Annotated in this window: 21 protein-coding genes; 16 read left to right on the top strand and 5 right to left on the bottom strand. The window is 72.6% G+C overall.

Annotated elements, in window-relative coordinates; all coding sequences use genetic code 11:
* Window positions 1-154: 154 nt before the first annotated feature.
* From hmgA to ADK65_RS23540, 3 genes are read left to right on the top strand one after another with little or no spacing between them, the layout of a single operon-like run.
* Window positions 155-1501, top strand: a complete 1347-nt coding sequence (gene hmgA / locus ADK65_RS23550; RefSeq protein WP_053672358.1) for a homogentisate 1,2-dioxygenase — start codon at window positions 155-157, stop codon at window positions 1499-1501.
* Between the two features lie 55 nt (window positions 1502-1556).
* A complete protein-coding gene (locus ADK65_RS23545; protein ID WP_053672357.1) occupies window positions 1557-2306 on the top strand; it encodes a GntR family transcriptional regulator in 750 nt (249 codons plus the stop codon).
* A 26-nt stretch (window positions 2307-2332) separates the two neighbouring features.
* Window positions 2333-3487, top strand: a complete 1155-nt coding sequence (locus tag ADK65_RS23540) for a type ISP restriction/modification enzyme (protein ID WP_053672356.1) — start codon at window positions 2333-2335, stop codon at window positions 3485-3487.
* On the opposite strand, the gene ADK65_RS23535 is transcribed toward ADK65_RS23540, so the two are convergent.
* Entirely contained in the window at window positions 3484-4221 is a 738-nt protein-coding gene (locus ADK65_RS23535) for a TetR/AcrR family transcriptional regulator (protein ID WP_053672355.1), read from the bottom strand. The genes ADK65_RS23540 and ADK65_RS23535 overlap by 4 nt on opposite strands.
* Window positions 4222-4284: 63 nt before the next feature.
* Here ADK65_RS23535 and ADK65_RS23530 point away from each other — a divergent pair, with 63 nt between their 5' ends.
* Window positions 4285-5262, top strand: a complete 978-nt coding sequence (locus tag ADK65_RS23530; protein ID WP_063788046.1) for an ATP-binding cassette domain-containing protein — start codon at window positions 4285-4287, stop codon at window positions 5260-5262.
* Window positions 5259-6041 (top strand): ABC transporter permease, encoded by a 783-nt coding sequence (locus ADK65_RS23525; RefSeq protein WP_053672353.1) that lies wholly within the window; start codon window positions 5259-5261, stop codon window positions 6039-6041. Before ADK65_RS23530 ends, ADK65_RS23525 begins: the two co-directional genes overlap by 4 nt.
* A 177-nt stretch (window positions 6042-6218) precedes the next feature.
* Here ADK65_RS23525 and ADK65_RS23520 read toward each other — a convergent pair whose 3' ends face one another.
* The 3 genes from ADK65_RS23520 to ADK65_RS23510 form a co-directional block, all read right to left on the bottom strand.
* The gene (locus ADK65_RS23520) at window positions 6219-6485 is read right to left on the bottom strand and encodes a hypothetical protein (RefSeq protein WP_053672352.1); all 267 of its coding nucleotides are present in this window, start codon (window positions 6483-6485) and stop codon (window positions 6219-6221) included.
* Between the two features lie 126 nt (window positions 6486-6611).
* Window positions 6612-7433 (bottom strand): anti-sigma factor, encoded by an 822-nt coding sequence (locus ADK65_RS23515; RefSeq protein ID WP_053672351.1) that lies wholly within the window; start codon window positions 7431-7433, stop codon window positions 6612-6614.
* Window positions 7430-7972: a sigma-70 family RNA polymerase sigma factor gene (locus ADK65_RS23510; protein WP_053672350.1), complete on the bottom strand. Its 543-nt coding sequence runs from the start codon at window positions 7970-7972 to the stop codon at window positions 7430-7432. Before ADK65_RS23510 ends, ADK65_RS23515 begins: the two co-directional genes overlap by 4 nt.
* 227 nt (window positions 7973-8199) lie before the next feature.
* On the opposite strand from ADK65_RS23510, the gene ADK65_RS23505 reads away from it, so the two are divergent.
* The 4 genes from ADK65_RS23505 to ADK65_RS23490 all read left to right on the top strand — a co-directional run bounded on the left by ADK65_RS23505 (window position 8200) and on the right by ADK65_RS23490 (window position 15100).
* Complete coding sequence (locus ADK65_RS23505) at window positions 8200-9732, top strand: DUF4331 domain-containing protein (RefSeq protein ID WP_053672349.1); 1533 nt, start codon at window positions 8200-8202, stop codon at window positions 9730-9732.
* 101 nt (window positions 9733-9833) lie between these two features.
* Entirely contained in the window at window positions 9834-11711 is a 1878-nt protein-coding gene (locus tag ADK65_RS23500; protein WP_053672367.1) for a tetratricopeptide repeat protein, read from the top strand.
* On the top strand, window positions 11708-13336 hold the full coding sequence (locus tag ADK65_RS23495; protein WP_053672348.1) for a nickel transporter: 1629 nt from the start codon (window positions 11708-11710) through the stop codon (window positions 13334-13336). Before ADK65_RS23500 ends, ADK65_RS23495 begins: the two co-directional genes overlap by 4 nt.
* Before the next feature lie 114 nt (window positions 13337-13450).
* The gene (locus ADK65_RS23490) at window positions 13451-15100 is read left to right on the top strand and encodes a serine/threonine-protein kinase (RefSeq protein WP_234352934.1); all 1650 of its coding nucleotides are present in this window, start codon (window positions 13451-13453) and stop codon (window positions 15098-15100) included.
* 4 nt (window positions 15101-15104) lie between these two features.
* Here ADK65_RS23490 and ADK65_RS23485 read toward each other — a convergent pair whose 3' ends face one another.
* Window positions 15105-15911, bottom strand: coding sequence for an SGNH/GDSL hydrolase family protein (locus ADK65_RS23485; RefSeq protein ID WP_053672347.1), 807 nt, complete (start codon window positions 15909-15911; stop codon window positions 15105-15107).
* Window positions 15912-16248: 337 nt separating this feature from the next.
* On the opposite strand from ADK65_RS23485, the gene ADK65_RS23480 reads away from it, so the two are divergent.
* The 7 genes from ADK65_RS23480 to ADK65_RS23450 all read left to right on the top strand — a co-directional run bounded on the left by ADK65_RS23480 (window position 16249) and on the right by ADK65_RS23450 (window position 23058).
* Entirely contained in the window at window positions 16249-17454 is a 1206-nt protein-coding gene (locus ADK65_RS23480) for a S8 family peptidase (RefSeq protein WP_053672346.1), read from the top strand.
* 507 nt (window positions 17455-17961) lie between these two features.
* Window positions 17962-18783 (top strand): glycosyltransferase family 2 protein, encoded by an 822-nt coding sequence (locus ADK65_RS23475; RefSeq protein WP_053672345.1) that lies wholly within the window; start codon window positions 17962-17964, stop codon window positions 18781-18783.
* Window positions 18780-19793, top strand: a complete 1014-nt coding sequence (locus ADK65_RS23470; RefSeq protein ID WP_053672344.1) for a glycosyltransferase family 2 protein — start codon at window positions 18780-18782, stop codon at window positions 19791-19793. The genes ADK65_RS23475 and ADK65_RS23470 overlap by 4 nt, the downstream gene beginning before the upstream one ends.
* Window positions 19786-20586: a polysaccharide deacetylase family protein gene (locus ADK65_RS23465; protein WP_199825686.1), complete on the top strand. Its 801-nt coding sequence runs from the start codon at window positions 19786-19788 to the stop codon at window positions 20584-20586. The genes ADK65_RS23470 and ADK65_RS23465 overlap by 8 nt, the downstream gene beginning before the upstream one ends.
* 75 nt (window positions 20587-20661) lie before the next feature.
* Entirely contained in the window at window positions 20662-21756 is a 1095-nt protein-coding gene (locus ADK65_RS23460; RefSeq protein ID WP_053672343.1) for a DUF5925 domain-containing protein, read from the top strand.
* Between the two features lie 104 nt (window positions 21757-21860).
* Window positions 21861-22274 (top strand): hypothetical protein, encoded by a 414-nt coding sequence (locus ADK65_RS23455; protein WP_053672342.1) that lies wholly within the window; start codon window positions 21861-21863, stop codon window positions 22272-22274.
* Window positions 22275-22281: 7 nt separating this feature from the next.
* Window positions 22282-23058, top strand: a complete 777-nt coding sequence (locus ADK65_RS23450) for a DUF72 domain-containing protein (protein WP_053672341.1) — start codon at window positions 22282-22284, stop codon at window positions 23056-23058.
* Window positions 23059-23071 lie beyond the last annotated feature (13 nt).

The following is a 23071-nucleotide window of genomic DNA, read 5'->3' as shown; positions in this document are numbered from 1 at the left end:
TGTTCGGGAGCGTAGAACACGCGTCCGCCCCCGCGGATCATTCTCAAGTCGGGTTCCGGTCATCCATGAAGAGGAGGGGGCGCGCCCTCTTGCGTCACTGACAACGCAATCCTACGGTGCTGCATAGGAATCAGACCGCAAGGGAGCAGCGATCATGGGCGATGGGGGCACCACCCGCGCGAGCGCGTTCGAGCACGGGGGAGCGCGGAAGACCGCCGAAGGGCTGGCCTACCTCTCCGGCTTCGGAAACGAGCACAGCTCGGAAGCCGTCCCGGGCGCACTGCCCGAGGGTCGCAACTCGCCCCAGCGGGCTCCCCTCGGGCTGTACGCGGAGCAGCTGAGCGGTACGGCGTTCACCGAGCCGCGGGCCCACAACCGCCGCTCGTGGCTGTACCGGATCCGCCCGTCGGCAGCGCACCCGGCGTTCACCAGAGCCCACAACGGCACGGTCCGCACCGCCCCCTTCACCCAGACCGTGCCCGACCCCAACCGGCTGCGCTGGAACCCGCTGCCCGACCCGGCGCCCGAGACGGACTTCCTGGCGGGCCTGTGGACCCTGGGTGGCAACGGCGACGCCACCCAGCGGACCGGTGTCGCCGTACACCTCTACTCGGCCAACGCCTCGATGGACCGGGTGTTCAGCGATGCCGACGGCGAACTGCTGATCGTCCCGGAGCGCGGCGGGCTGCTGCTGCACACCGAGTTCGGTTTCCTGCATGCCGAGCCGGGCGATGTGGCGCTGATCCCGCGGGGAGTCCGCTTCCGGGTCGAGCTCCTCGACGAGTCCGCCCGCGGTTATGTGTGCGAGAACTACGGCGCCCCCTTCCGCCTCCCCGACCTGGGGCCGATCGGCGCCAACGGGCTCGCCAACGCCCGGGACTTCCGCGCGCCCGTCGCCGCCTACGAGGACGTCGAGGGCCCGGTGGAGGTGGTGAACAAGTTCTGCGGCAACCTGTGGACCGCCACCTACGACCACTCCCCCCTCGATGTCGTCGCCTGGCACGGCAACCACGTGCCGTACGTCTACGACCTGCGCCGGTTCAATGCGCTCGGCACCATCACCTACGACCACCCGGATCCCTCGATCTTCACGGTGCTGACGTCCCCGTCCGACACCCCGGGCCTCGCGGGAGTCGACTTCGTGGTGTTCGCGCCGCGCTGGCTCGTCGGCGAGGACACCTTCCGGCCGCCGTACTTCCACCGGAACGTGATGAGCGAGTACATGGGCCTGATCGAGGGCGCCTACGACGCCAAAGCGGAGGGGTTCGTGCCGGGCGGCGGGTCGCTGCACAACATGATGTCGGCGCACGGCCCGGACCGGGAGACCTTCGACCGCGCGAGCGCCGCCGAGCTGCAGCCGCAGAAGGTCGACGACGGCCTGGCGTTCATGTTCGAGACGCGCTGGCCGATCACCCTCACCCCGCACGCGGCCCGCGCGGAACACCTCCAGCGGCGCTACGACGACGTCTGGCAGGGCCTGGAACGGCACTTCCGCCCCTGAGGGCTGCCGAAGGAGCCCCCTTGCCCTGATCATTTTCTACCGGTACGGATGGCCCGTGACCTCCTTCGCTCCGGACTCGATCGTCCTGAACCGCAAGCTGCCGCTCTGGTACCAGGTGTCGCAGTCGCTGCGCGCCTCGATCCTCGGCCGCTCGCCGCAGGACCCGCTGCGGCTGCCCACCGAGGAGCAGCTGGCCGGGCACTACGGCGTGAGCGTGCTGACGATGCGGCAGGCGCTGAAGGAGCTGGAGGACGAGGGGCTGATCACGCGCCACCGCCGGCGAGGCACGTTCATCGAGCCGCACGCGCGCCGGGGTTCGCCGGTGCGCCTGCTCGGCTCGGTGGACGCGATCGTGGCCCAGCAGTCCGGCATGACGACCGAACTGCTCGACCACGGCAGCGCGCCCGTGCCGGGTGAACTCGCCGAGTTCTTCCCGGAGCTGGGGGAGATCGCGACGTACCACCGGCTGCGCAGCGACGAGAAGACCGGCGAGCCGACGAACCACGCCCGCAACTACGTCCGCCCCGAACTGGCCGCGCGGATCGATCTGGACGACCTCGTCCGGTGGCCGATGACCAAGGTGCTGCGGGACGTGGTGGGAGTGGACATCAGCCGCATCACGGACACGGTGGAGGCGCGGCTGGCCGACCCGGAGACCTCGAAACTGCTCCAGATCCCCCTGCTGAGCCCGATCCTGCACTACACCGGGGTGACCTACGACGTCGCCGGGCGGCCCCTGGACGTGGCCGTCATCCACTACCGCGGCGACCGCTTCTCCTTCACGGTGACCCTGGACGCCACCTGACCCGCGTGTCGCCGCCAGGTCGTACCATGCCGTGCGTGACGCACGACGACGCTCCGCTGCTGGCGGACCTCATGCCGTGGTCCGTCGCACCGCCGCGGCTCGGCCGCGGCTGGCCGGCGGCGCCGGACGCGGCGTCCCTGAAGGCCCGCTGGGACACCTTGGTGAAGGCCGAGGGGCCCGACCGCGAGTCCCTCTTCGAGCCGACCCGCTCACGCACGCTGCACACGGCGGTCGGCCAGTTGCCCGGCCGGGCCGGCAGCGGCACGCAGAGGCTGGTGCGGGCCTTCGGCCCCTGCCCACAACCGGTGCGCGTCCTGCTCGCGCCCTACGACGAGCAGTGGCTCATCCCCGACCAGCGGCTGATCGACGCGGCCCGCCCGGAGCTGTGGCGGGTGACGGACGAACGGCAGGTCTTCGCGGTGGAGACGCCCGAGGCCGACCCGCCCCTGCTCGTCACCTCACTGTTTCCGCTGGTGCGCCCCGGCCGGATCCGCCCGCTGTTCCGGCGCCCGGGCGGCCGTGAGCCGAATCTGGCCCCGGGCCTGCTGGACCACCTCGGCACCCGCCTGGGCGGCACCCCGGCACCGCTGGACGTACTCGCCTGGATCACGGCCACGGCCCGCCCGGACCTGACCGTCCCGCTCACCGGCGACACCGACGCGTGGGAACGGGGTCTCGAACGGGGGCACCGGCTGCTGTGGCTGATGCGCCGCGACGGCGATCGCCCGAAGCTCCCCGGCGGCCGCCGCCCCTACGTCCGCGCCCCCCTGCCCTCCCGGCCGGTGGCGCTGCGCTACGACCGGGACGAGGAGGCCCTGTTCCTGGACGAGGGCCGCATCTCCCCGGTGCCGCCTGAGGCCTGGGACTTCGAGGTGGGCGGGGTGCGCGTGCTGCAGGAGTGGTTCGCGACCCGCGTCGCCGCCCCCGAGCCGGGCACGCTGGCGGCGATCCGTCCCGCCACCTGGCCCCAGACCTGGACGTCGGAGCTGCTGGAGCTGATCACCGTCCTGGCGCTCCTGGCCGAGCTGCGCCCCCTGGAGCAGCCGGAGGTGCCCGACCCGGTCACGGCGACGGAGCTGCGCGCGGCGGGCGTCCTCCCGGTGCCGGACGGGGCCCGCCGCCCGGCGTCGGTGCTGGAGGGGCCCGAGGAGGGTCCCGAGGGACAACTGGCGCTGCTCTAGCGCCCCCGGGGAGCCCGCTGGCGCAGCTCGGGGTCGAAGGCGTCCAGGACGCGTTCGAGGGCCCGCCGGAACACCGCCTCCAGATCGACCGGTCCGCTCTGCTGCGTGAAGGCCGCGGTCAGCCGCGGATACGCGCCGGTGGCGATCTGGCTGCCCAGGTAGGCCATGCGGACGGCGTTCTCCTCCTCGGCCGTCCACGGCATGGAGCGGGTGCGTTCGGCGGTGGCGATGTCGTTCCCGGTGTACGTCGTCACGACGCCGTTGAGCAGCGCGACCAGCTCCGTCTTCGCGCCGGCCGGCACGTCGAGCGGTTCGAGGCAGGCCAGGCAGTGCTCCAGGTAGCGCAGGGTGTTGGGGCTGAAGCCGAACACCCCCGGCATCAGACGCGGCACCCAGGTGTGCCGGTGCATGATGGCGCGGGTCTCCTCCGCGTTGCGCAGCATGTCCGCGCGCCAGTCGCCCGTCGGCTCGAACATCTCGTGCTCGGCACCGACGGCGTCGATCATCAGCTCGTACAGGTCCTCCTTGCGAGGAACGTAGTTGTAGAGCGACATCGTGCCGCAGCCCAGTTCCGCGGCCACGCGCCGCATGGTGACCCCGTCCAGCCCCTCCGCGTCGGCGATCCGCACGGCCGCCGCCGCGATGTCGGCGCGGGTGAACGCCGGTTTCGGCCCACGGCCGGTGCGCTCGGGGCGCGCCCAGATCACTTCGGGTACGGCCGCTCGGCCCGCCATCGGTCATCACCTCGGCCACCATCCTAGTTACGTACAGCGTACGTAGTGCGCTATGGTCGTGCCATGACTTCTACGTACGCTGTACTTAGTGAAGGTCTGGAGAAGCGCTTCGGAGAGGTCCCCGCCCTGCGCGGACTGGACCTGGCGGTCCCCGAGGGGTCGGTCTGCGGGATCCTCGGACCGAACGGGGCGGGGAAGACGACGGCGGTGCGGCTGCTGGCCACGCTGCTCCGGCCGGACGCGGGCTCCGCACGGATCGCGGGACACGACCTCGTCCGCGAGGCCGCCGCCGTGCGCGAGAGGATCGGCGTCACCGGGCAGGACACCTCGATCGACGGCGACCTCACCGGACGCCAGAACCTGCACCTGTTCGGCCGGCTGCACCGGGTGCGCGGTCCGGCCGGACGGGCCGCGGAGCTCCTCGACCGCTTCGGCCTGACCGAGGCCGCCGACCGCCCGGCGTCCACCTGGTCCGGCGGCATGCGCCGCCGCCTGGACCTCGCGGCGAGCCTGGTCCGCCGCCCCGGTGTGCTGTTCCTGGACGAGCCGACGACCGGCCTCGACCCGTTCAGCCGCGCCCTCATCTGGGACGTGGTGCGCGGCCTGACCGCCGAGGGCACGACCGTGCTGCTCACCACGCAGTACCTGGAGGAGGCCGATCAACTGGCCGACGACATCGCCCTGGTGGACCGGGGCCGGGTCACTCACACCGGGTCTCCGGCGCAGCTCAAGTCGCTGGTCGGGGCGCACGCCGAGGTCGTCGTGCCGGACGCGGGCACCCTGGCGAAGGCGGCGGCCGTGCTCGACCGGCTGACGGGGGCGCAGCCGTCGTTCGACCACGAGCGCAACGCCGTCGGCGCGGTCAGCAAGGACCCGACGCTCACGATCCCGCTGCTGGTGCGCGCCCTGGACACGGCGGGCGTGCCGCTGCTCGACGTGAGCCTGCGCCCGCCGACCCTCGACGACGTGTTCCTGCGCCTGACGGAGACGGCGCCGCACGGAACGACCGGGACGACCGACGAGAGGGAGTGTGCCGCATGAGCATGCTGGCGTACGACGGGATCGCGATGCTGGGCCGCCAGTTGCTGCGGCTGCGGAACAATCCGGGCCTGCTGATCCTCACCCAGACCATGCCGATCAGCATGCTGCTGTTCTTCGGCTACGTCTTCGGCAGCGCGCTGGCGGTGCCGGGAGAGGCGTACCGGTCGTTCCTGGTGCCGGGCCTGCTGGTGGCGACCGCCTCGGGCGGGGTCATGGCCGGCATGTTCCAGGCGGCCCAGGACACGCACCGGGGCGTGACGAACCGCTTCCGCACGCTGCCGGTGAGCCGGGCGGCCGTACCGCTGGGGCAGGCCGCCGCGGACCTGGTGGCCACCGCCGTCGGGACGGTGCCGTTCCTGCTGGTGGGCCTCGCGGTCGGCTGGCGGGTCGAGGGGAGTGCGCTCGAAGCGGCGGGGGCGCTCGCGTTGCTGTTGCTGTTCCGCTTCGCCTGCACCTGGGCCGGGATCTACCTCGGTCTGCTCACCCGCAACGAGGAGGCGGCCGGCCAGCTGGGCGGGGCGACGTTCCTGCTGCCGCTGCTGTCCAGCGCGTACATCCCGGCCGACGGACTGCCGGGCTGGCTGCGGACGGTCGCCGAGTGGAATCCGATCAGCGCGGTGGCGACGGCCCTGCGGGACCTCTTCGGCAACGCGCCGGTGCCCGACGGGGCGGCCTGGCCGGTGGCCCATCCCGTCGCGGGGTCCGTCCTGTGGTGCGCCGTGCTGCTGGGGGTGTTCGTGCCGCTGGCCGTGCGTCGATACGCGCACGGGGAGCAGTGAGCGGGCCGCGGTGACCGCGGACGTCGACGCCCCCGGTCACTGCCGGGCGGGGACGAGGCACCGACAGGGGGCGTGCCGCGCTCGGACCACACCTGGCGCCGCTGCGTGCCGCGGGGATGACGGACGGGTGTCGCAGCGCCGGCGCCGGAGGTGGTGTGACCGCCCGAGCGCGGACCCCTACCTGCTGCCGAAGAGGGAGCGGCGCAGTCGGCGCAGCGGCGCGAAGAGCGAGACGCGACGCACGCGCGCGCCCCTGCCACTGCGGTCGTGCGAATGACGCGCGGTCAGTTCCTGCATCAGCGAGGTCGCCTCGACCGTCTCCCGCTGGGGGACGGCGGGGCCGCCCAGCACCGAGAGGTGGCGGTCGAGGCGCGAACTGGTCGCGCTGCTCCCGCAGGTGATCGCAGGGACCCTGGCCCTGCTGCGCACTGTTATCTGTTCCATGTCACTCCCCACCCGTACGAGTCCACCCGGCCCGGGCAGGTTAACCCTATCGCCCTGTCCGGGCACGCGTGTATCGCGGTCACAGGATTCACCTTCCCCATAAGGGGGTTGACGATGTATCTCCGATCACTCTCCGAATCCAACACTTTTCAGGGCGAGTTGGACGAGTGGCTGTGTAGTGGGCTGCGGCGACCCCCCGGCGGGCTCGACGGTCACGGCCAGTGACGTCGCGGAGGTGCCCAAACCCGTTGCGACCAGCGGCGTGTCGCCGTCGAAGAGGCCGAGGGAGCGTGGTTGCGCGCCCGGGCGCATGAGCCACAACTGGTGCACGCGACCACCCGACGGGGTGCCGTATCCGCCGAGGGTGACCACCGCACTCCCCTCCGTGGCGGAGGCGATCACTCCGAGGGTGCGGCCCCGCACGTCCCGTCCTCTGCCCGCACGGGCGTCCGGAGCAGCCAGAACGTGGGCGATCTCACGTGACCGATCCTGCTCGGCGGTCAGCCGGTCCTGGGCCCGGTTCGCCTGTACGGCGAACAGCGAGGCGACGACGAGGGCCGCGGCGGCGGTCACGGTGGCGAAGGGCACGAACAGCGGGACCCGGCGCCGTTGCCGCTGCCGGGGCGGCGGCTGGACCCCCCAGACGTGCGGTGGCAGTTGAGCCGCCCGCCCCCGTGCCGGCCGGCGCGCCGCCACCCCCTGCGGTGCCGGTTCCTGCGGAGTCGCCCGCACGGCGAGCATGACCCGGTCACGCATCGCGGCGGGCGGCGGGGCGGCCGTGGACCAGGCGAGCCGCACGGCGTCCTCGGTCAGGGCGCGCACCTCGGCGGCGCAGCGGTCGCACTCCCTGAGGTGCTTGCCGAAGCGGACCCGCTCCGCGGGCTCCAGGGCGTCGAGCGCGTAGGGAGCGGCGAGCGAGTGCAGGTCCTCGCGGCGGAAGATGCTCATGCCACGCCTCCCAGGCACTCGCGCATACGGGTCAGCCCGTCCCGCATCCGGGTCTTGACGGTGCCCAGCGGCAGGGACAGCTGCTCGGCCACCTCACGGTACGTGTAGCCCTCGTAGTAGGCGAGGGTGACCGACTGGCGCTGCAGGACGGTGAGCCGGTCGAGGCAGCGGCGCACCCACTCCCGTTCGAGTCCGGCTTCGACCTCCTCGGTGACCTGGTCGAAGGCGGGCTGGTTCGCGCGCAGTGCCTCGCGCTGCTCGCGTTCCCCGGCCGCCCGGGCACTGCGGACCCGGTCGACGGCGCGGCGGTGGGCGAGGGTGAGGATCCACGACATGGCGCTCCCCCGGTCCGGGTCGAACCTCGCCGCGGACCGCCACAGTTCGAGCAGCACTTCCTGAGCCACCTCCTCCGACTGGGCGGGGTCGCGCACCACACGCCGTACGAGACCGAACACCGGGCCGGACACCAGTCCGTACAAGTCCTCGAAGGCCTTCTGGTCCCCACCTGCCACGAGCAGCAGCAGCTCGTCCGCCTCCACTCGGTCCCCCTCTCCGAGCCCGCACCGGGCCTGTCCTCTCGCACGAGGCACTCGCAACGCACACACCTCCGGACGGGGTTACGGATCAGCGCGCCGAAAACGCGGGTCGCCCGGCGATGAAACAACTTTCCCGATCCGCCGTAAGAACGTTTGAGATTCGACCAATCCGCTTCGCCGACCGCTCCGAATGGCGTGTGTCAGGCAAGTTGGCACGGAGGACGGACGGCATGACACCTATCTCCAGGACCGGTGCGGGACGCGCGAGCATCGCGACCGTGATCTGTGGCGCGCTGGCCGCCGGCGGGCTCGCAGCCGCCGGTGTGACCGCGCTGGTACCCGAGGAGGCCTCCGCCTCCAGCCACCGCGAGGCCCCGCTGATCTCGGGGACCCCGCAGTACGACAACACCGACGTGTACGCGTTCGTCAGCCCGGACAAGCCGGACACGACGACCATCGTCGCGAACTGGATCCCCTTCGAGGAACCGGCCGGCGGCCCCAACTTCTTCACCTTCGCCGAGGACGCCCAGTACGACCTGCGCATCGACAGCAACGGTGACGCGCAGGAGGACCTGCTCTTCCGGTACACGTTCAAGACTCATGCTAAGAACGACAAGACGTTCCTCTACAACACGGGCCCGGTCGAGAGCCTCGACGACCCCGACCTCAACATCACGCAGACGTACGACCTCGAGCTGATCAAGCTGAAGCACCTGAAGGCCGTGTCGAAGACCAAGGTCGCCGACGACGTGCCGGTGGCGCCGTCGAACGTCGGCAAGGCGTCGATGCCGGACTACAACACCCTGCGCAAGCAGGCGGTCCACAAACTCGCCGGTGGCGCCCAGACGTTCGCCGGTCAGGCCGACGACCCGTTCTTCCTGGACCTGCGGGTCTTCGACCTGCTGTACGGCGGGAACCTCTCCGAGGTCGGCAACGACACCCTCAAGGGCTACAACGTCAACTCCATCGCCCTGCAGGTCCCCAACAGCTTCATCACCGAGTCGCACGAGCAGCCGGTCGTCGGCATCTGGTCGACGACCCAGCGCAAGAACGCCAAGGGCTACTTCACTCAGGTCTCACGCCTGGGCAACCCGCTGGTCAACGAGGTCGTCAACCCCATCAAGGACAAGGACACGTTCAACGCGTCCACACCGCGGGACGACGCCCAGTTCCTGAAGAACGTCACCAACCCGGAGCTGCCGAAGCTCATCGAGGCGATCTACAAGATCCCGGCTCCGGCCGAGCCGCGCAACGACCTGGTCGACGTGTTCCTCAAGGGCGTCAAGGACCTCAACCAGCCGCCGCACGTGACGCCGTCGGAGCAGCTGCGGCTCAACACGTCCATCAAGCCGGCCGCCAAGCCCAAGCGGCTCGGTGTCCTGGACGGTGACAACGCGGGCTTCCCGAACGGCCGTCGCCTCACCGACGACGTGATCGACGCCTCGCTCCAGGTCGTCGAGGGCGAGCTGCTCGGCGCGAAGAACGACCTCGGTGACGCGGTCGACAAGAACGACAAGAAGTTCGAGAAGTCCTTCCCGTACGTGGCGCTGCCGACGGAGGGTTCGCGCGGCCCGCTCGCCAAGGGCGTGGACGGCGGCAACGACGTCCGCAGCCAGCTGGGCGACGCGCTCCAGCCGGCCGGTGCGCAGGGTTCGGACGACATGGGCCTGATGGCCGCCTCCGCGGGCGCCGGGGCGGGCGGCATCGTCCTGATCGGCGCGGCCCTGATGTGGTGGCGCCGCATGCGGAACCGGGCGTACTGACCCGATCCGCTCCCACCGACCGGCGCGGCCCGTTCCCCATCCCCCACGGCGCGGGCCGCGCCGCCGACTTCCGCACCAGCACACCCGAACGAGGAGAGGTCATGCCTCCGCGTACGACCGACAGCACACCGGACAGGCGCGGCGACGACCGCGCGCCGTCGTCGGCCACGGAGCCCGGGACAACCGGGGGCCGGGAGGGTGGTGCGGCCGCCGGGACGCAGACGAGCGGGGCTCGGGGCGCGGCGGCCGAGGCCTGCCAGGACCGGCCGCCCGCCGCGGGCACGGACTCCGGCGAAGCCGGGCGCCCGGCAGACACCTCCCGTGACGCGGAAGCCGCCGGTGCCGGGTCCCGGCCGGACACCGACCGCGCGGAGACCGATGAAGCACTGACCCCGAGGGACACCACCCGCTCGGAATCCGGCGAAGCCGGCGAGCCCGCCGGGCCCTTCGGCGGACACCGGGCCGGCCTCGCGGCACCCGCCGACGACGGCAGCGGCGGCACGGCCGGTGCTCGCCCCGCCGACGGACGCACCGGGCCGGAGGCCGGTACCGGGCACGAGGCGCACGCCCACGCGCCGGCCGTCGACCCCGACGCACGTCAGCGGGTCGCCGCCGTGCGACGGGCCGCCGACGGGGGGCGGCGGTGGCGGGGGCTGCACGTGGCGGGGTGTGCGGTGCTGCTGGCGGTCGCGGTGACCGGCGGGGCCGTCGCGGCCGGGGGTGTGCAGGACCGAGGGGCCGCTGGTGCCGACGCCGTGGCGGCGGCCGGGGCGTTGTCGCCCGGCGACCTCGCGCGCGGGGACCTCGACGCCGGGATCGCGTCCCTGCAGAAGCACCTGCGGGCCCAGCCGAGGGACTTCGGCAGCTGGGCCACCCTCGGGGTCGCCTACGTCGAGCAGGCCCGCACGAAGGGCGACCCCTCCCGGTATCCGCAGGCCGAGCGCGCCCTGAAGCGGTCCCTCGCACTCGAACCGGGCAACGACCAGGCCCTGGCGGGCCGTGCGGCCCTCGCCGCCGCCCGGCACGACTTCCCCGGCGCCCTGACCTACGCCGAGCGGGCCCTGAAGCAGAACCCCTACAACGAACGCGCCCTGTGCAGCCGTATCGACGCCCTCGTCGAACTCGGCCGGTACGACGACGCCGCGAAGGCCGCCGACACCGCCGACGACAGGCGCCCGGGCATCCCCGTCTTCACGCGGTACGCGTACGTGCACGAGCTGCGCGGCGACGTCCGCACGGCGCGTGCGGTACTGGAGCGCGCCCTGGGCTCGGCCCACGCGCCCGCCGACGTCGCCTACGTCGCCACCGCCCTCGGCCAGCTCGCCTGGAACCAGGGCGAGTACAAGACGGCCCTCGGCCACTACGCCCGTGCCCTCGCCGCCGACGACGCGTACCTGCCCGCCCTGGAGGGCCGCGCTCGCGCCCAGGCCGCGAGCGGCGACCGGGCGGCCGCCATCAAGGGGCTGGAGCAGGTCGTCGCCCGGTTCCCGCTGCCCGGCCCGCTCGTCGCCCTCGGCGAGCTGTACGAGGACCGCGGCGCCGGCGGCGACCGGGCGAAGGCCGGCGACCAGTACGCCCTCGTCGACGCCTGGACGGCCCTCGCCCGAGCCGGCGGTGCCAACACCGACCTCGAGACCGCCATGGCCGCCGCCGACCACGGCGACAAGAAGGAGGCCCTGCGCGCCGCCCGCGCCGAGTGGGACCGCCGCCACAGCGTGCACACCGCCGACGCCCTCGCCTGGGCCCTGCACGTCAACGGCCGCGACGAGGAGGCCCTGCCGTACGCCCGCCGGGCGACCGCCACCGGCTACCGCAACGCCGTCTTCCTCTACCACCGCGGCGTCATCGAGCGCGCCACCGGCGACGAGCTCGGGGCCCGCGCGCATCTGAAGGCCGCGCTGGACCTGAACCCCGGCTTCTCGCCCCTCGGTGCGCGTGAGGCCCGTACCGCACTCAAGGACCTGGAGGGGAACCGGTGACCCTGCGCCGGCTGTCCGCGTCCGGTGCCGCCGTCCTCACGGCCGCCTGCGCGCTCACCCTGCTGCCCGCCGCCACGGCGAGCGCCCACCCGCTGGGCAACTTCACCGTCAACCGCTACGACGGCCTCGTCGCCGCCCCCGGTGAACTGCGGGTCCACCACGTGGAGGACCTCGCGGAGATCCCGGCGACCCAGGCGGGACCGGACGTCGAGCGCCTCGGCATCGCCATGTGGGCACGCGAGCGGTGCGCCGCGGCCGCCGAGGACAGCCGGGCGACCGTCGACGGCCGAGCGGTCGCCCTCACCGCCGAGCGCAGCGACGCGCGCGTGCGGCCCGGGCAGGCCGGACTCGACACTCTCCGGGTGGAGTGCGAACTGACCGCGCCGCTCCCGTCGGACGAGAAGACCCTGTCCCTCGGCTTCCGCGGCGCGGGTGCCGCCAACGGCCCCGGCTGGCGGGAGATCACGGCGCGGGGCGACCGTATGACGCTCGCCGCCTCGGACGTGCCGGAGAAGTCGATCTCGGACGAACTCACCAGCTACCCGGAGGAGTTGCTGTCCTCCCCGGCCGACACCGCGTCGGCCGCCCTGCGGGTGCGCCCCGGCGGCGCCGCCCTGGCAGGCGAGGAGCCGGACGCGCCCGCGGCCTCCGTGCTCCCGCGCGGCGCCGACCGCTGGACCCGTGCCCTGGACGACCTGGTGGCCCGGCAGGACCTCACCGCGGGCTTCGCCGCGCTGGCCCTCCTCATCGCCGTCGTGCTCGGGGCGATGCACGCGCTCGCCCCGGGCCACGGCAAGACCATCATGGCCGCGACGGCGGCGGCCCGGGGCGGTCATGCCCGGATGAGGGACGTCCTGCCCATGGCCGCCTCGGTGACGATCACGCACACCCTCGGCGTGGTCGCCCTGGGCCTGCTGGTCACGGCCGGTTCGGCGGCGGCGCCCTCGGTGATCGCCTGGCTCGGTGTCGCCAGCGGCCTGCTGGTGACGCTGGCGGGCGCGAGCCTGGTCCGCCGCGCCCTGCGCAACCGCGCGCACACCCACCACCCGCACGGCCACCATCACGGCCCTCGACACGACCCTCGGCACGGCCACGGAAGCCACACCCACGACCACGACGGCGACCACCACGGCCACGCGCACGACCACAAAGATCACCACCACCACGGCGACGCGCACGACCACGACCACGACCACGACCACCCGCACGATCACGCCCACCCGCACCCCCACACGATCGAGCACAGCCACGGCGGCTTCACCCACTCCCACCCCGTCGCGCCCACCCTCCGCGGCACGATCCTCATGGGCTTCGCGGGCGGCCTCGTGCCCAGCCCGTCCGCCGTCGTGGTCCTGGTCGGTGCCGCCGCGCTCGGGCAGGCCTGGTTCGGTCTGCTGCTCGTCGTCGCGTACGGCGTCGGGCTGGCCCTCACCCTCACGGCCGCCGGGTACGCGGTCGTCAAGGCGGGCAGCGGCATGACCAGGCTCCTGGACCGGCGCCCGCGCTGGTCGGCGGGCCCGGTGGCGGCCCTGGTGCGCCGTACCGCCCCGCTCGGATCGGCCTTCGCCGTACTGGTCCTGGGGGCCGGACTGGTGTTCAAGGGGGCGGCATCCGCACTCGGCTGAGTTACGTTCGTGAGGCATCGGATGTCCGGAGAAAAGCGGACGTCGTGAGGAAAACCGACCGCGTGGGGAAGACACACCCCATGGAGATTTCGCCCGGCTGCGAATGGGGGCGCCGTGTTCGAAGAACCGGGCCGTGAGCGCGTGATCGCGGGCCGCTACCGGCTCCTCGCACCGCTCGGCGAGGGCGGCATGGGGACGGTGTGGCGCGCCCGCGACGAGGTGCTGCACCGCGAGGTCGCCGTCAAGGAGGTCCGCGCCCCGTCCGGACTGGCGGGCGACGACGTGCAGCGGATGTACGCCCGGCTGGAGCGGGAGGCCTGGGCGGCGGCCCGGGTCGCCAACCGCAACGTGGTGACGGTGTACGACGTGGCGACGGACGAGGGCCGCCCGTGGATCGTCATGGAGCTGGTCCGCGGTCTCTCCCTCGCCGAGGTCCTGGACGCCGAGGGCCCGATGGCTCCGGAGCGTGCCGCGCACATCGGCGCCGAGGTGCTGGCCGCGCTGCGGTCCGCGCACGAGGCCGGGGTGTTGCACCGCGACGTGAAGCCGGCCAACGTGCTGATCGCGAACGACGGCCGGATCGTGCTCACCGACTTCGGCATCGCCATGGTCGAGGGCAGCTCTGCGCTGACCATGACCGGCGAGGTGATCGGCTCGCCCGAGTTCCTCGCCCCGGAGCGGGCGCTCGGCCGTACGCCGGGCCCGGAGTCGGACCTGTGGTCGCTCGGCGTGCTGCTGTACGCGGCGGTCGAGGGTCACTCCCCCTTCCGGCACGACACCCCGCTGAGCACACTGCGGGCGATCGTCGACGAGGAGCTGCCGCCGCCGTACCGGGCCGGTCCGCTCGCCCCGGTGATCGAGGGACTGCTGCGCAAGGATCCCGAGCAGCGGCTGCCGCCCGAGCGGGCCGAGGAGGACCTGCGGGTCGTCGCCGCGGGCGGCTCACCGCGCACGGACACTACGCGGGCCGTTCCGTTCCCGCCGCCGGTCGTGGGCCACCCCGAACCCGCGCCCACGCCCCCGATGCCGTTTCCGGGGCGGACGGCGGCTTCCGGTGCGGGCACCACCACGACGGCCACGGGCCAGGACCGGGACCGCCGGCCCGGCCGGGTGCTGGTCGCGGGCGTGATCGCGCTGGCGCTCGCGGTGGGCGGGCTGACGTACGCGCTGCTCAACAACGGGGACGGTTCCGGCGACAAGGACCAGGGGGCCGGGGACAACACGCCGACGGCGACCAAAAGCCCGCCGCGCGCCACCGCGACCGAGAAGTCCAGTCCGTCGCCCACGCCCAGCAGGACGAAGGAGAGCAGTCCGCCGCCGCAGTCGGTGCGGGTCGCCCTGGAGGGCCGGCGCACGGACTACTCGGGCCCGTGTCCGCCACCGAACGCGCAGGCACCCGAGTTCACGGCGACGCTGACGGTGGGGCGGCTCCCGGCCGAGGTCACCTACCGCTGGGTGACGCGGGACGGCCAGGTGCTCGACGGGGGCTGGAAGACGCTGTCGTTCACGGAGGGCGGCGACCGTTCGAAGCGGGACACCGTGCGGGTGACGACGCGGGAGGAGACCGGGACGTTCGAGAACGAGATCAGCGTCGAGGTGCGGGAGCCGGTACGGGAGACGTCCGAGTCGGTGCCCTTCTCGGTGACGTGCGAGACGGAGACCCCGACGGGCGGGGCCTCCCCTTCTCCTTCCGGCACAAATCCGGACGCGCAGCCGGGCTCGAACCCGGGGTCCGAACAGGACTCGGACCCGGACTCCGGCTGAGCGGTCAGTCGTTGCTGTCGAGCACGGGCAGGTAACCGCCCGACTGGCCGGGGGCCTTCGGGTGGTACGACTCACCGATGTTGAGCCAGCTGACGCTGTGCAGCCAGGAGTCGCCGGAGCAGATCTCGTGGCCGGTGAAGGTGGTGCGGACGTCGCCGAAGGCGAAGCCGTGGTCCGCCGCGCGCTTGGCGAGGGCGGTGTCGAGGTGGTCGGAGGCGTCGTTGATGGCCTTGCGCTTGGTCTCGGACAGGCCGAGACAGCTGGTGCCGAGCTGGTAGAAGCGGGGGTAGCCGAGGACGACGACCCGGGCGGCGGGGGCCTTGGAGCGGACTGCCGAGTACACGCTGTCGAGCTTGCCGGGCAGCGTGGAGTCGACGTAGGCCCGGGCGGTGTTGATGCGGGAGACACAGGCGCTGTCGGACTGGGTCACACAGGTCGTCATGACGTCGGCGAATCCGGCGTCGTTGCCGCCGACCGTGATCGAGACGAGGGCGGTGGAGGCGCTGAGCGGAGTGAGCTGACTCGCCAGAACATCACCCGTTCGGGCGCCCGAGCAGGCGGTGAAGTCGAAGCTCGAGGGTGAGTGGGCGGCGGCCCAGAGGTAGGGGTAGGCCTTGGTGCTGCGCTTGCAGTCGCCGCTGGAGCTGATGTAGCTGCCGGCTCCGACTCCGGAGGAGTAGGAGTCACCGAGGGCCACGTAGCCGCCTGGTGCGGCGAGTGAGGACGCCTGCGCCGTCGCCGCCCCGGAGAGGGCGGTGCCGACGGCGAGGAGGAGCGAGCTCACGAGGACGACAAGTCGGGAACGTCTCATGGAACCTCCCTTTAGCAGGATCTCTGCCATAACCGTCGTAGCAGCGACGCGCGTTGACAGGAAGTGTCCATGCCAAGTCTTTTCGGCCTCTCCCCCGATGCTTGGCGCATTCGCCACGGCTCGTGTTACGCGCCGGAGCTCTCTTGTTACGTGCCCATGACAGATTTGTTGACTGATGCTCAACTCTCTTGTTCTACACCGGTAGTTGGTCGACGCTTTACTCCGGCCGGGAGCGGAACGCGACGCTCCCCGGCCCGTGTGCGCGAACACGCGCACACCCCCCACATGACGCGCGTCCCACCCAGGCGCGCGCCGCCTAGAGGAGGACTCCCTCGTAATGGCACAACTGCGTAGCAAGAGACTCGGGCTCACCGCACTCACCTCGCTGGCGACCGCCGCCCTCGTAGGCGGACTCACCACCCTTCCCGCCCAGGCCGCACCCGCCGAGGGCCGGGTGCTCGCCGCCGGCTCCCCGACCGCGATCAAGGACAGCTACCTCGTCACGCTCAAGAAGAGCGCGGGCCTGAAGGCGTCCTCGGCCGCGGGCAAGGGCCTGGTGAAGGAGTACGGCGGCTCGGTCGACAAGACGTTCGGCAAGGCGCTGAACGGCTACTCCGCCACCCTCTCCGCCGCCGAGGCCCGGCGGCTCGCCGCCGACCCGGCAGTGGCCTCCGTCGAGCAGAACCAGCGCGTCACGCTCGCCGCCACCCAGACCAGCGCCCCGTGGGGCCTGGACCGCATCGACCAGGCCTCGCTGCCGCTGTCCGGCACCTACACCTACCCGGACAGCGCGGGCAGCGGTGTGACGGTGTATGTGATCGACACCGGTGTGCGCATCACCCACCAGCAGATCAGCGGCCGCGCCTCCTACGGCTACGACGCCGTCGACGGCGACACCGACGCCGCCGACGGCAACGGTCACGGCACCCATGTGGCCACCACGATCGCGGGCTCGACCTACGGCGTGGCCAAGAAGGCGAAGATCGTGGGCGTGCGCGTGCTGAACAACAGCGGCTCCGGCACCACGGCCGGCGTGATCGCGGGCATCGACTGGGTGACGAGGAACCACTCCGGCCCCTCGGTCGCCAACATGTCGCTCGGCGGCGGTGCCTCCGCGACCCTGGACACGGCGGTCCGCAACTCCATAGCCGGCGGCGTCACGTACGCGGTCGCCGCGGGCAACAGCAGCACCTCCGCCTCCTCGTCCTCCCCCGCCCGGGTCGCCGAGGCGATCACGGTCGGGGCCACCACCAGCACGGACGCCAAGGCGAGTTACTCCAACTACGGCTCCGCCCTGGACATCTTCGCGCCCGGCTCGTCCATCACGGCCGGCTGGCACACCAGCGACACCGCGACCAACACCATCTCCGGCACCTCGATGGCGACCCCGCACGTCGCGGGCGCGGCGGCGGTCTACCTCGCCGGCCACACCTCGTCGACCCCGGCCCAGGTCGCGACGGCCCTGGTGAACGGCGCCGTCACCGGCAAGGTCACCAGCGCGGGGTCCGGTTCGCCGAACCGCCTGCTGCAGCTCGTCCCGTGACCGACGCCCGTACCCGCACCCGCATCCGCACCTGAACACACGTTCCCCGGAGGCCCTGATCGCCTCCGGGGAACGCATGTTTATAAGAAGGGAACGTGCAACTTGCGTCGCACGAACGGTCCCTCGCACCGGCCAAACCAACAAAAACGTGAGGTGCCGTTCCAGGTCTTGCCATACGGGTTCAATCGTCAATACCGTCATACATCTCACCCGCATCGGTCCGTCAGTACGCGGCTCCAGGGGAGGGCTCAAGGACCGCGACGAACCGGCGCGGGGCGCGGTAGGGGGGTGCCGTGCTCGGTGACCGCAATGGTCTCCGGGCCGTGCCGCGCGGTCGGCTGCCGTTTTCGCGGCCGGCCAGCTTTGCCAGCTCACCCGGCGTGCCGGAGCTTCATCCCGGCGTGCCTCGCCGTCACGGCGTGCCTCGGGTGAGAACCCCCCTTTCGAACCGGACTGGATCCGGACTGCCCTGGGGGGGCGGTCCACCGGACGAGAGGGACCAGACTCATGAGCTCAGTTCTGCAGCCGGCCGCGACGCAGCAGCGTCCGCCGACCGCCTCCACGTACCGACCCGTCTCCTCTCACCTGGCCATCGCGCCGCCGGTGAGCGTGGTCATCCCGGCCATGAACGAGGCGGAGAACCTGCCCTACGTCTTCAAGACCCTGCCCGACTGGATACATGAAGTGGTCCTGGTCGACGGCAACTCCACCGACAACACCGTCGAGGTGGCCCGCGAGCTGTGGCCCGAGGTGAAGGTCGTCGAGCAGCGCGGCAAGGGCAAGGGCGACGCCCTGATCACCGGGTTCCAGGCCTGCACCGGCGACATCATCGTGATGGTAGACGCGGACGGCTCGGCGGACGGCGGGGAGATCCTCAGCTACGTCTCCGCCCTGGTCTCCGGCGCGGACTTCGCCAAGGGCTCCCGCTTCGCCAACGGCGGCGGCACCGACGACATGACCTTCATCCGCAAGCTGGGCAACTGGGCGCTGTGCACGGCCGTCAACCGCAAGTTCGGCGCCCGGTACACCGACCTGTGCTACGGCTACAACGCGTTCTGGCGGCACTGCCTCGACAAGATCGACCTCGACTGCACCGGCTTCGAGGTCGAGACCCTGATGAACATCCGGGTCGTCAAGGCCGGGCTCAAGGTGCAGGAGATCCCGAGCCACGAGTACCTGCGCATCCACGGCGTCAGCAACCTGCGGGCCGTGCGGGACGGGCTGCGCGTGCTGAAGGTGATCCTCCAGGAGCGCTCCAACCGCCGTGCGCTGCGCCGCCGTTCCTCTCGCTCGTCGATGCCCGCCGCGATGCGGGGAGAGGTGTCTTGAGCGGTCCCGGCATCTCCGTCGTGATCTGCGCGTACACCGAGGACCGCTGGGAGGACATCCTCGCTGCGGTCTCCTCGGTCCGCGCGCAGTCACGGCCGGCCCTGGAGACGCTGCTGGTCGTCGACCACAACGAGACGCTGCGGGAGCGTCTGGCCAAGGAGTACAAGGAATACGAGGAGTGCCAAGGGGCCAGCGGCGGCCGGGTGCGGGTGCTCGCCAACGCGGGCCCCCGCGGCCTGTCCGCCGGCCGCAACACCGGCATCGCCGCGGCCCGGGGCGAGATCGTGGCCTTCCTCGACGACGACGCCGTGGCCGAGCGCGACTGGCTTCGGCACTTCGCCGAGGCGTACACCGACCCGCGGGTGATGGCGGTCGGCGGGCGCACGGAGCCGGTCTGGGCGTCGGGGCGGCGGCCGGACTGGTTCCCGGAGGAGTTCGACTGGGTGGTGGGCTGCACCTACCGGGGTCTGCCGCGCGGCCGGGTGCGGGTGCGCAACGTGCTCGGGGGCAACGCCTCGTTCCGGCGCAGCGCCTTCGACCTGGCGGGCGGTTTCGCCACCGGCATCGGCCGGGACGGCGACAAACGCCCGCTGGGCTGCGAGGAGACGGAGCTGTGCATCCGTCTGACCCGGGCCCGGCCCGACGCGGTCCTGCTGATCGACGACCGGGCGGTGATCCACCACCGGGTCCCCGAGGCCCGCGAGCACTTCCGCTACTTCCGCACCCGCGCCTGGGCCGAGGGCCTGTCCAAGGCCCTGGTCGCGCGGAGCGTCGGGGCGGGCAAGGGCCTGGAGTCGGAACGCCGGTACGCCACGCGGGTCCTGCCCGCCGGGGTGGCCCGGGGTCTGCGGGACGCCCTGCTGGCCCGGTCGGGCGGCGCGGGACGGGCCGGCGCGATCGTGGCCGGGGTGCTGACGGCGGCGGGCGGTTACGTCGTGGGCAGCGTCCGGGCACGCCGGGGCCAGGCCACGTTCCGGGTGCCCGAGGTGGAGGTGACGGCCCGTGAGTGACGACCGCGTCCCGATCCTCATGTACCACGCGGTCTCGACCGACCCGAACGACCAGACGCGCGCCCTGTCCGTGGCCCCGGAGGCGTTCGCCGAGCAGATGGCGGTGCTCGCCGACCGGGGATTCAGGCCGCTCACCACGGCCGCACTGGCGGCGTGCTGGCGCTCCGGCCGCGCACTGCCCGAGCGGCCGGTCCTCATCACCTTCGACGACGGCTACGAGGGCGTGCACCGGCACGCCCTCCCCGCCCTGGCCAAGCACGGCTTCGCGGCCAGCCTGTTCGTCTCGACCGGGTGGCTCCGGGGGCCGTACGACACCGGTGGCGGCCTGGACACCATGCTGGACTGGGACCAGGTCCGCGACCTCGCGGCGGCCGGTGTCGAGATCGGCGGACACAGCCACAGCCACCCGCAGCTCGACCAGGTCTCCGACGCCACACTGCGGTTCGAGCTGATCCACTGCAAGGAGATCGTCTCGGACCAGCTGGGCTCCGTACCCGCCTCGTTCGCCTATCCCTACGGCTACTCCAGCCGCCGGGTCCGGCAGGCGGTGCGCGAGACCGGCTGGGCCCAGGCCCTCGCCGTCGGCAACGGCCTCGCCCGGCGGGCACAGGGGCCGTACGCGCTGCGGCGGGTGACGGTGCGCCGCAGTACGGGCATCGAGGAGTTCGAGCGGATGACCGAGGGGCGCGCGATCGCCCGGACGTTCGCCGCGGACCGTGCCCTGACCAAGGGGTACGCCGTGGTCCGCAGGGCCCGGCAGGCGCGCCGGCTGGTCTCCCGCGCCGGGGACTGACCTGCGCGGGGACTACATGCCGCGTGCACGCGGAAACCGGGTGCACGCGGCGTCCCCGTGCCGGATCATGGCCGCATGTCTGGAAACCCGCACGAGGCGCTGCCGATCCGGCTCAACGTCGACGACTCCGACTCCCCGTCCGACGTCGTCGACGCGCTGTTCCTCGGCCGCTTCGCGACGGGCGAGCAGCCGTTCTCCCACGCGGTGAACATCGACCGCGTGCGGTCCGGGGCGACGCTGCTGCCACCGGGCGCCCGGGTGCTGCGCGTCGCCCGTGACGACGACCGCAGCGCGACCCTCGCCGAGGGCGACGGCTGGACGCTGCTGGTCTCCCGCTGGAACCGGGGCGCCGACGTCACGGTGACGGCGACCGGCGAGGACCTCGCGAAGAAGATCCTCGACCAGGCCACGGACGGCGCGGCGGACGAACCCGAACCGCAGCCGGAGAACGTCACGATGGGCTTCTGGTACGTCTCGCCGCGCCGCGGCCCGCACCGCACCACCCGCCAGATCGCCGCGGGCACCTGGGACGAGGTCCGGCCCAACTACACCGCGCCGGTGGCGGACGCCATGGACCGCCTGATGAAGACGACCCCGGAGGACATCGCGGGCCGGCTGCTCCTGCTGCACGGCCCGCCGGGCACCGGCAAGACCTCCGCGCTGCGCACCCTGGCCCGGTCGTGGCGCGACTGGTGCCAGGTGGACTGCGTCCTGGACCCCGAGCGGCTCTTCTCCGACGTCGGCTACCTCATGGACATCGCCATCGGCGAGGAGGACGCGACGGGCAAGGGCCGCTGGCGGCTGCTGCTCCTGGAGGACTGCGACGAACTGATCCGCGGCGAGGCCAAGCACACGGCGGGCCAGGCCCTGTCGCGGCTGCTGAACCTGACGGACGGACTGCTGGGCCAGGGCCGCAACGTCCTGGTCGGTGTCACGACCAACGAGGACCTGGAGCGCCTGCACCCGGCCGTGGTCCGGCCCGGCCGCTGTCTCGCCCGGATCGAGGTCGGCCCGCTGACCCGGTCGGAGGCGGTGAACTGGCTGGGCCAGGAGGACGGCATCGGCCGCGAGGGCGCCACGCTGGCCGAGCTGTACGCGCTGCGCCGGGGCACGTCCCCGACGGCCCTGCCGGAGCCGCGCGGGGGCGTGGACGCGGGGCTGTACCTGTAGCCGCCGGGCGACGGTCACAACCGCCTCTCACCTGCCTGTTACCCGGGCGTGCCAAGGTGTGCGGCGGAGCGACGCCGAGCTCCGCATGGACCAGGGAGGCTCTGATGGCGCACCCGGCGCCCACCGTGTTCAGCGAACCCGCCCACCGCGTCGCGCGATGGGTCCTGCCCGTCGTGCTCGGTGTCGTCTACGGCAACTGGGTCGCGGTGAACCGTCGTCACGGCGGTCCGGTCACCGGGCCGGACGTGGCGTCGGGTGTGTGGAGCGCGCTCGCCTTCATGGCCCTGTGCGTCGCCGTGGTCCAGGCGACCCGGCGCCTCAGGCGCGACCTGCACGCCCTGCACGCCCTGCTCCGGGCGGCGTTCGCCGGTGCCGCACTGGGCTTCCTCTACAGCCAGACCGGCGACGACGTCCGTCCCGTGGTCATCACGTCGGTGCTGGTCACGGCAGCCCTCTTCCTGCTGCTGTTCTACCGCTTCCACACGCGCACCGACGCTGAGCGGGGCCTGGTGCTTTGATAGGGGTATGACCCTGTTCGTCGGCACGTCCGGGTGGCAGTACAAGGACTGGCGGGACGTCCTGTACCCGTCCGGGCTGCCGATGCGGCTCTGGCTGGAGGAGTACACGGGGCACTTCGCCACCGTCGAGATCAACAACGCCTTCTACCGGCTTCCGGCCCGGGAGACGTTCGAGGACTGGCGGCGGCGGGTGCCCGGCGACTTCGTCGTCGCGGTCAAGGCGAGCCGCTATCTGACCCACATCAGGCGGCTCAAGGAACCCGAGGAGCCCGTGCACCGGCTGATGAGTCACGCGGCGGGCCTCGGCGACCGCCTCGGTCCGGTCCTGCTCCAGCTCCCGCCCACACTGCGCGCCGACCCGGGCCTGCTGGACGCTTGCCTGGCCTGCTTCCCGGCCTCGACCCGGGTCGCGGTCGAGCCGCGCCACGACTCCTGGTGGACACCGGAGGTCCGCCGCGTCCTGGAGTCCCGGCACGCCGCCCTGTGCTGGGCCGACATCCTGGCCCGCCCGGCGACACCGCTGTGGCGCACCGCCGACTGGGGCTACGTCCGCTTCCACCAGGGCCGCGCCAAGCCCTGGCCGCGCTACGGCCGGCGCTCCCTGGCCACCTGGCTCGACCGCATCGCCACGACCTGGACCGGCGGCGAGGACGTCTACGCGTACTTCAACAACGACCCGGGCGGCGCGGCGGTGGCGGACGCGACGGCGTTCGCACGGGCGGGACGGTCGGCGGGGCTGGACATCACCCGGACCCCGGAGCGGCTGAGACAGCCGACCGGCTAGGACGCCTGTGCCG

The sequence above is a fragment of the Streptomyces sp. NRRL B-1140 genome, from assembly GCF_001280065.1.
Classification (GTDB): Bacteria; Actinomycetota; Actinomycetes; order Streptomycetales; family Streptomycetaceae; genus Streptomyces.
Note: the sequence above shows the minus strand (reverse complement) of the source record. Positions and strands in the feature narration are given on the sequence as shown.

Coding starts and splice junctions, on each gene's coding strand:
- ADK65_RS23530 (WP_063788046.1), top strand. CDS start 4,285: ATGACTTCTACGTACGCTGTACTTAGTGAAGGTCTGGAGAAGCGCTTC.
- ADK65_RS23480 (WP_053672346.1), top strand. CDS start 16,249: ATGGCACAACTGCGTAGCAAGAGACTCGGGCTCACCGCACTCACCTCG.
- ADK65_RS23455 (WP_053672342.1), top strand. CDS start 21,861: ATGGCGCACCCGGCGCCCACCGTGTTCAGCGAACCCGCCCACCGCGTC.
- ADK65_RS23505 (WP_053672349.1), top strand. CDS start 8,200: ATGACACCTATCTCCAGGACCGGTGCGGGACGCGCGAGCATCGCGACC.
- ADK65_RS23500 (WP_053672367.1), top strand. CDS start 9,834: ATGCCTCCGCGTACGACCGACAGCACACCGGACAGGCGCGGCGACGAC.
- ADK65_RS23515 (WP_053672351.1), bottom strand. CDS start 7,433: ATGAGCATCTTCCGCCGCGAGGACCTGCACTCGCTCGCCGCTCCCTAC.
- ADK65_RS23450 (WP_053672341.1), top strand. CDS start 22,282: ATGACCCTGTTCGTCGGCACGTCCGGGTGGCAGTACAAGGACTGGCGG.
- ADK65_RS23460 (WP_053672343.1), top strand. CDS start 20,662: ATGTCTGGAAACCCGCACGAGGCGCTGCCGATCCGGCTCAACGTCGAC.
- ADK65_RS23485 (WP_053672347.1), bottom strand. CDS start 15,911: ATGAGACGTTCCCGACTTGTCGTCCTCGTGAGCTCGCTCCTCCTCGCC.
- ADK65_RS23475 (WP_053672345.1), top strand. CDS start 17,962: ATGAGCTCAGTTCTGCAGCCGGCCGCGACGCAGCAGCGTCCGCCGACC.
- hmgA (WP_053672358.1), top strand. CDS start 155: ATGGGCGATGGGGGCACCACCCGCGCGAGCGCGTTCGAGCACGGGGGA.
- ADK65_RS23525 (WP_053672353.1), top strand. CDS start 5,259: ATGAGCATGCTGGCGTACGACGGGATCGCGATGCTGGGCCGCCAGTTG.
- ADK65_RS23520 (WP_053672352.1), bottom strand. CDS start 6,485: ATGGAACAGATAACAGTGCGCAGCAGGGCCAGGGTCCCTGCGATCACC.
- ADK65_RS23540 (WP_053672356.1), top strand. CDS start 2,333: ATGCCGTGCGTGACGCACGACGACGCTCCGCTGCTGGCGGACCTCATG.
- ADK65_RS23535 (WP_053672355.1), bottom strand. CDS start 4,221: ATGGCGGGCCGAGCGGCCGTACCCGAAGTGATCTGGGCGCGCCCCGAG.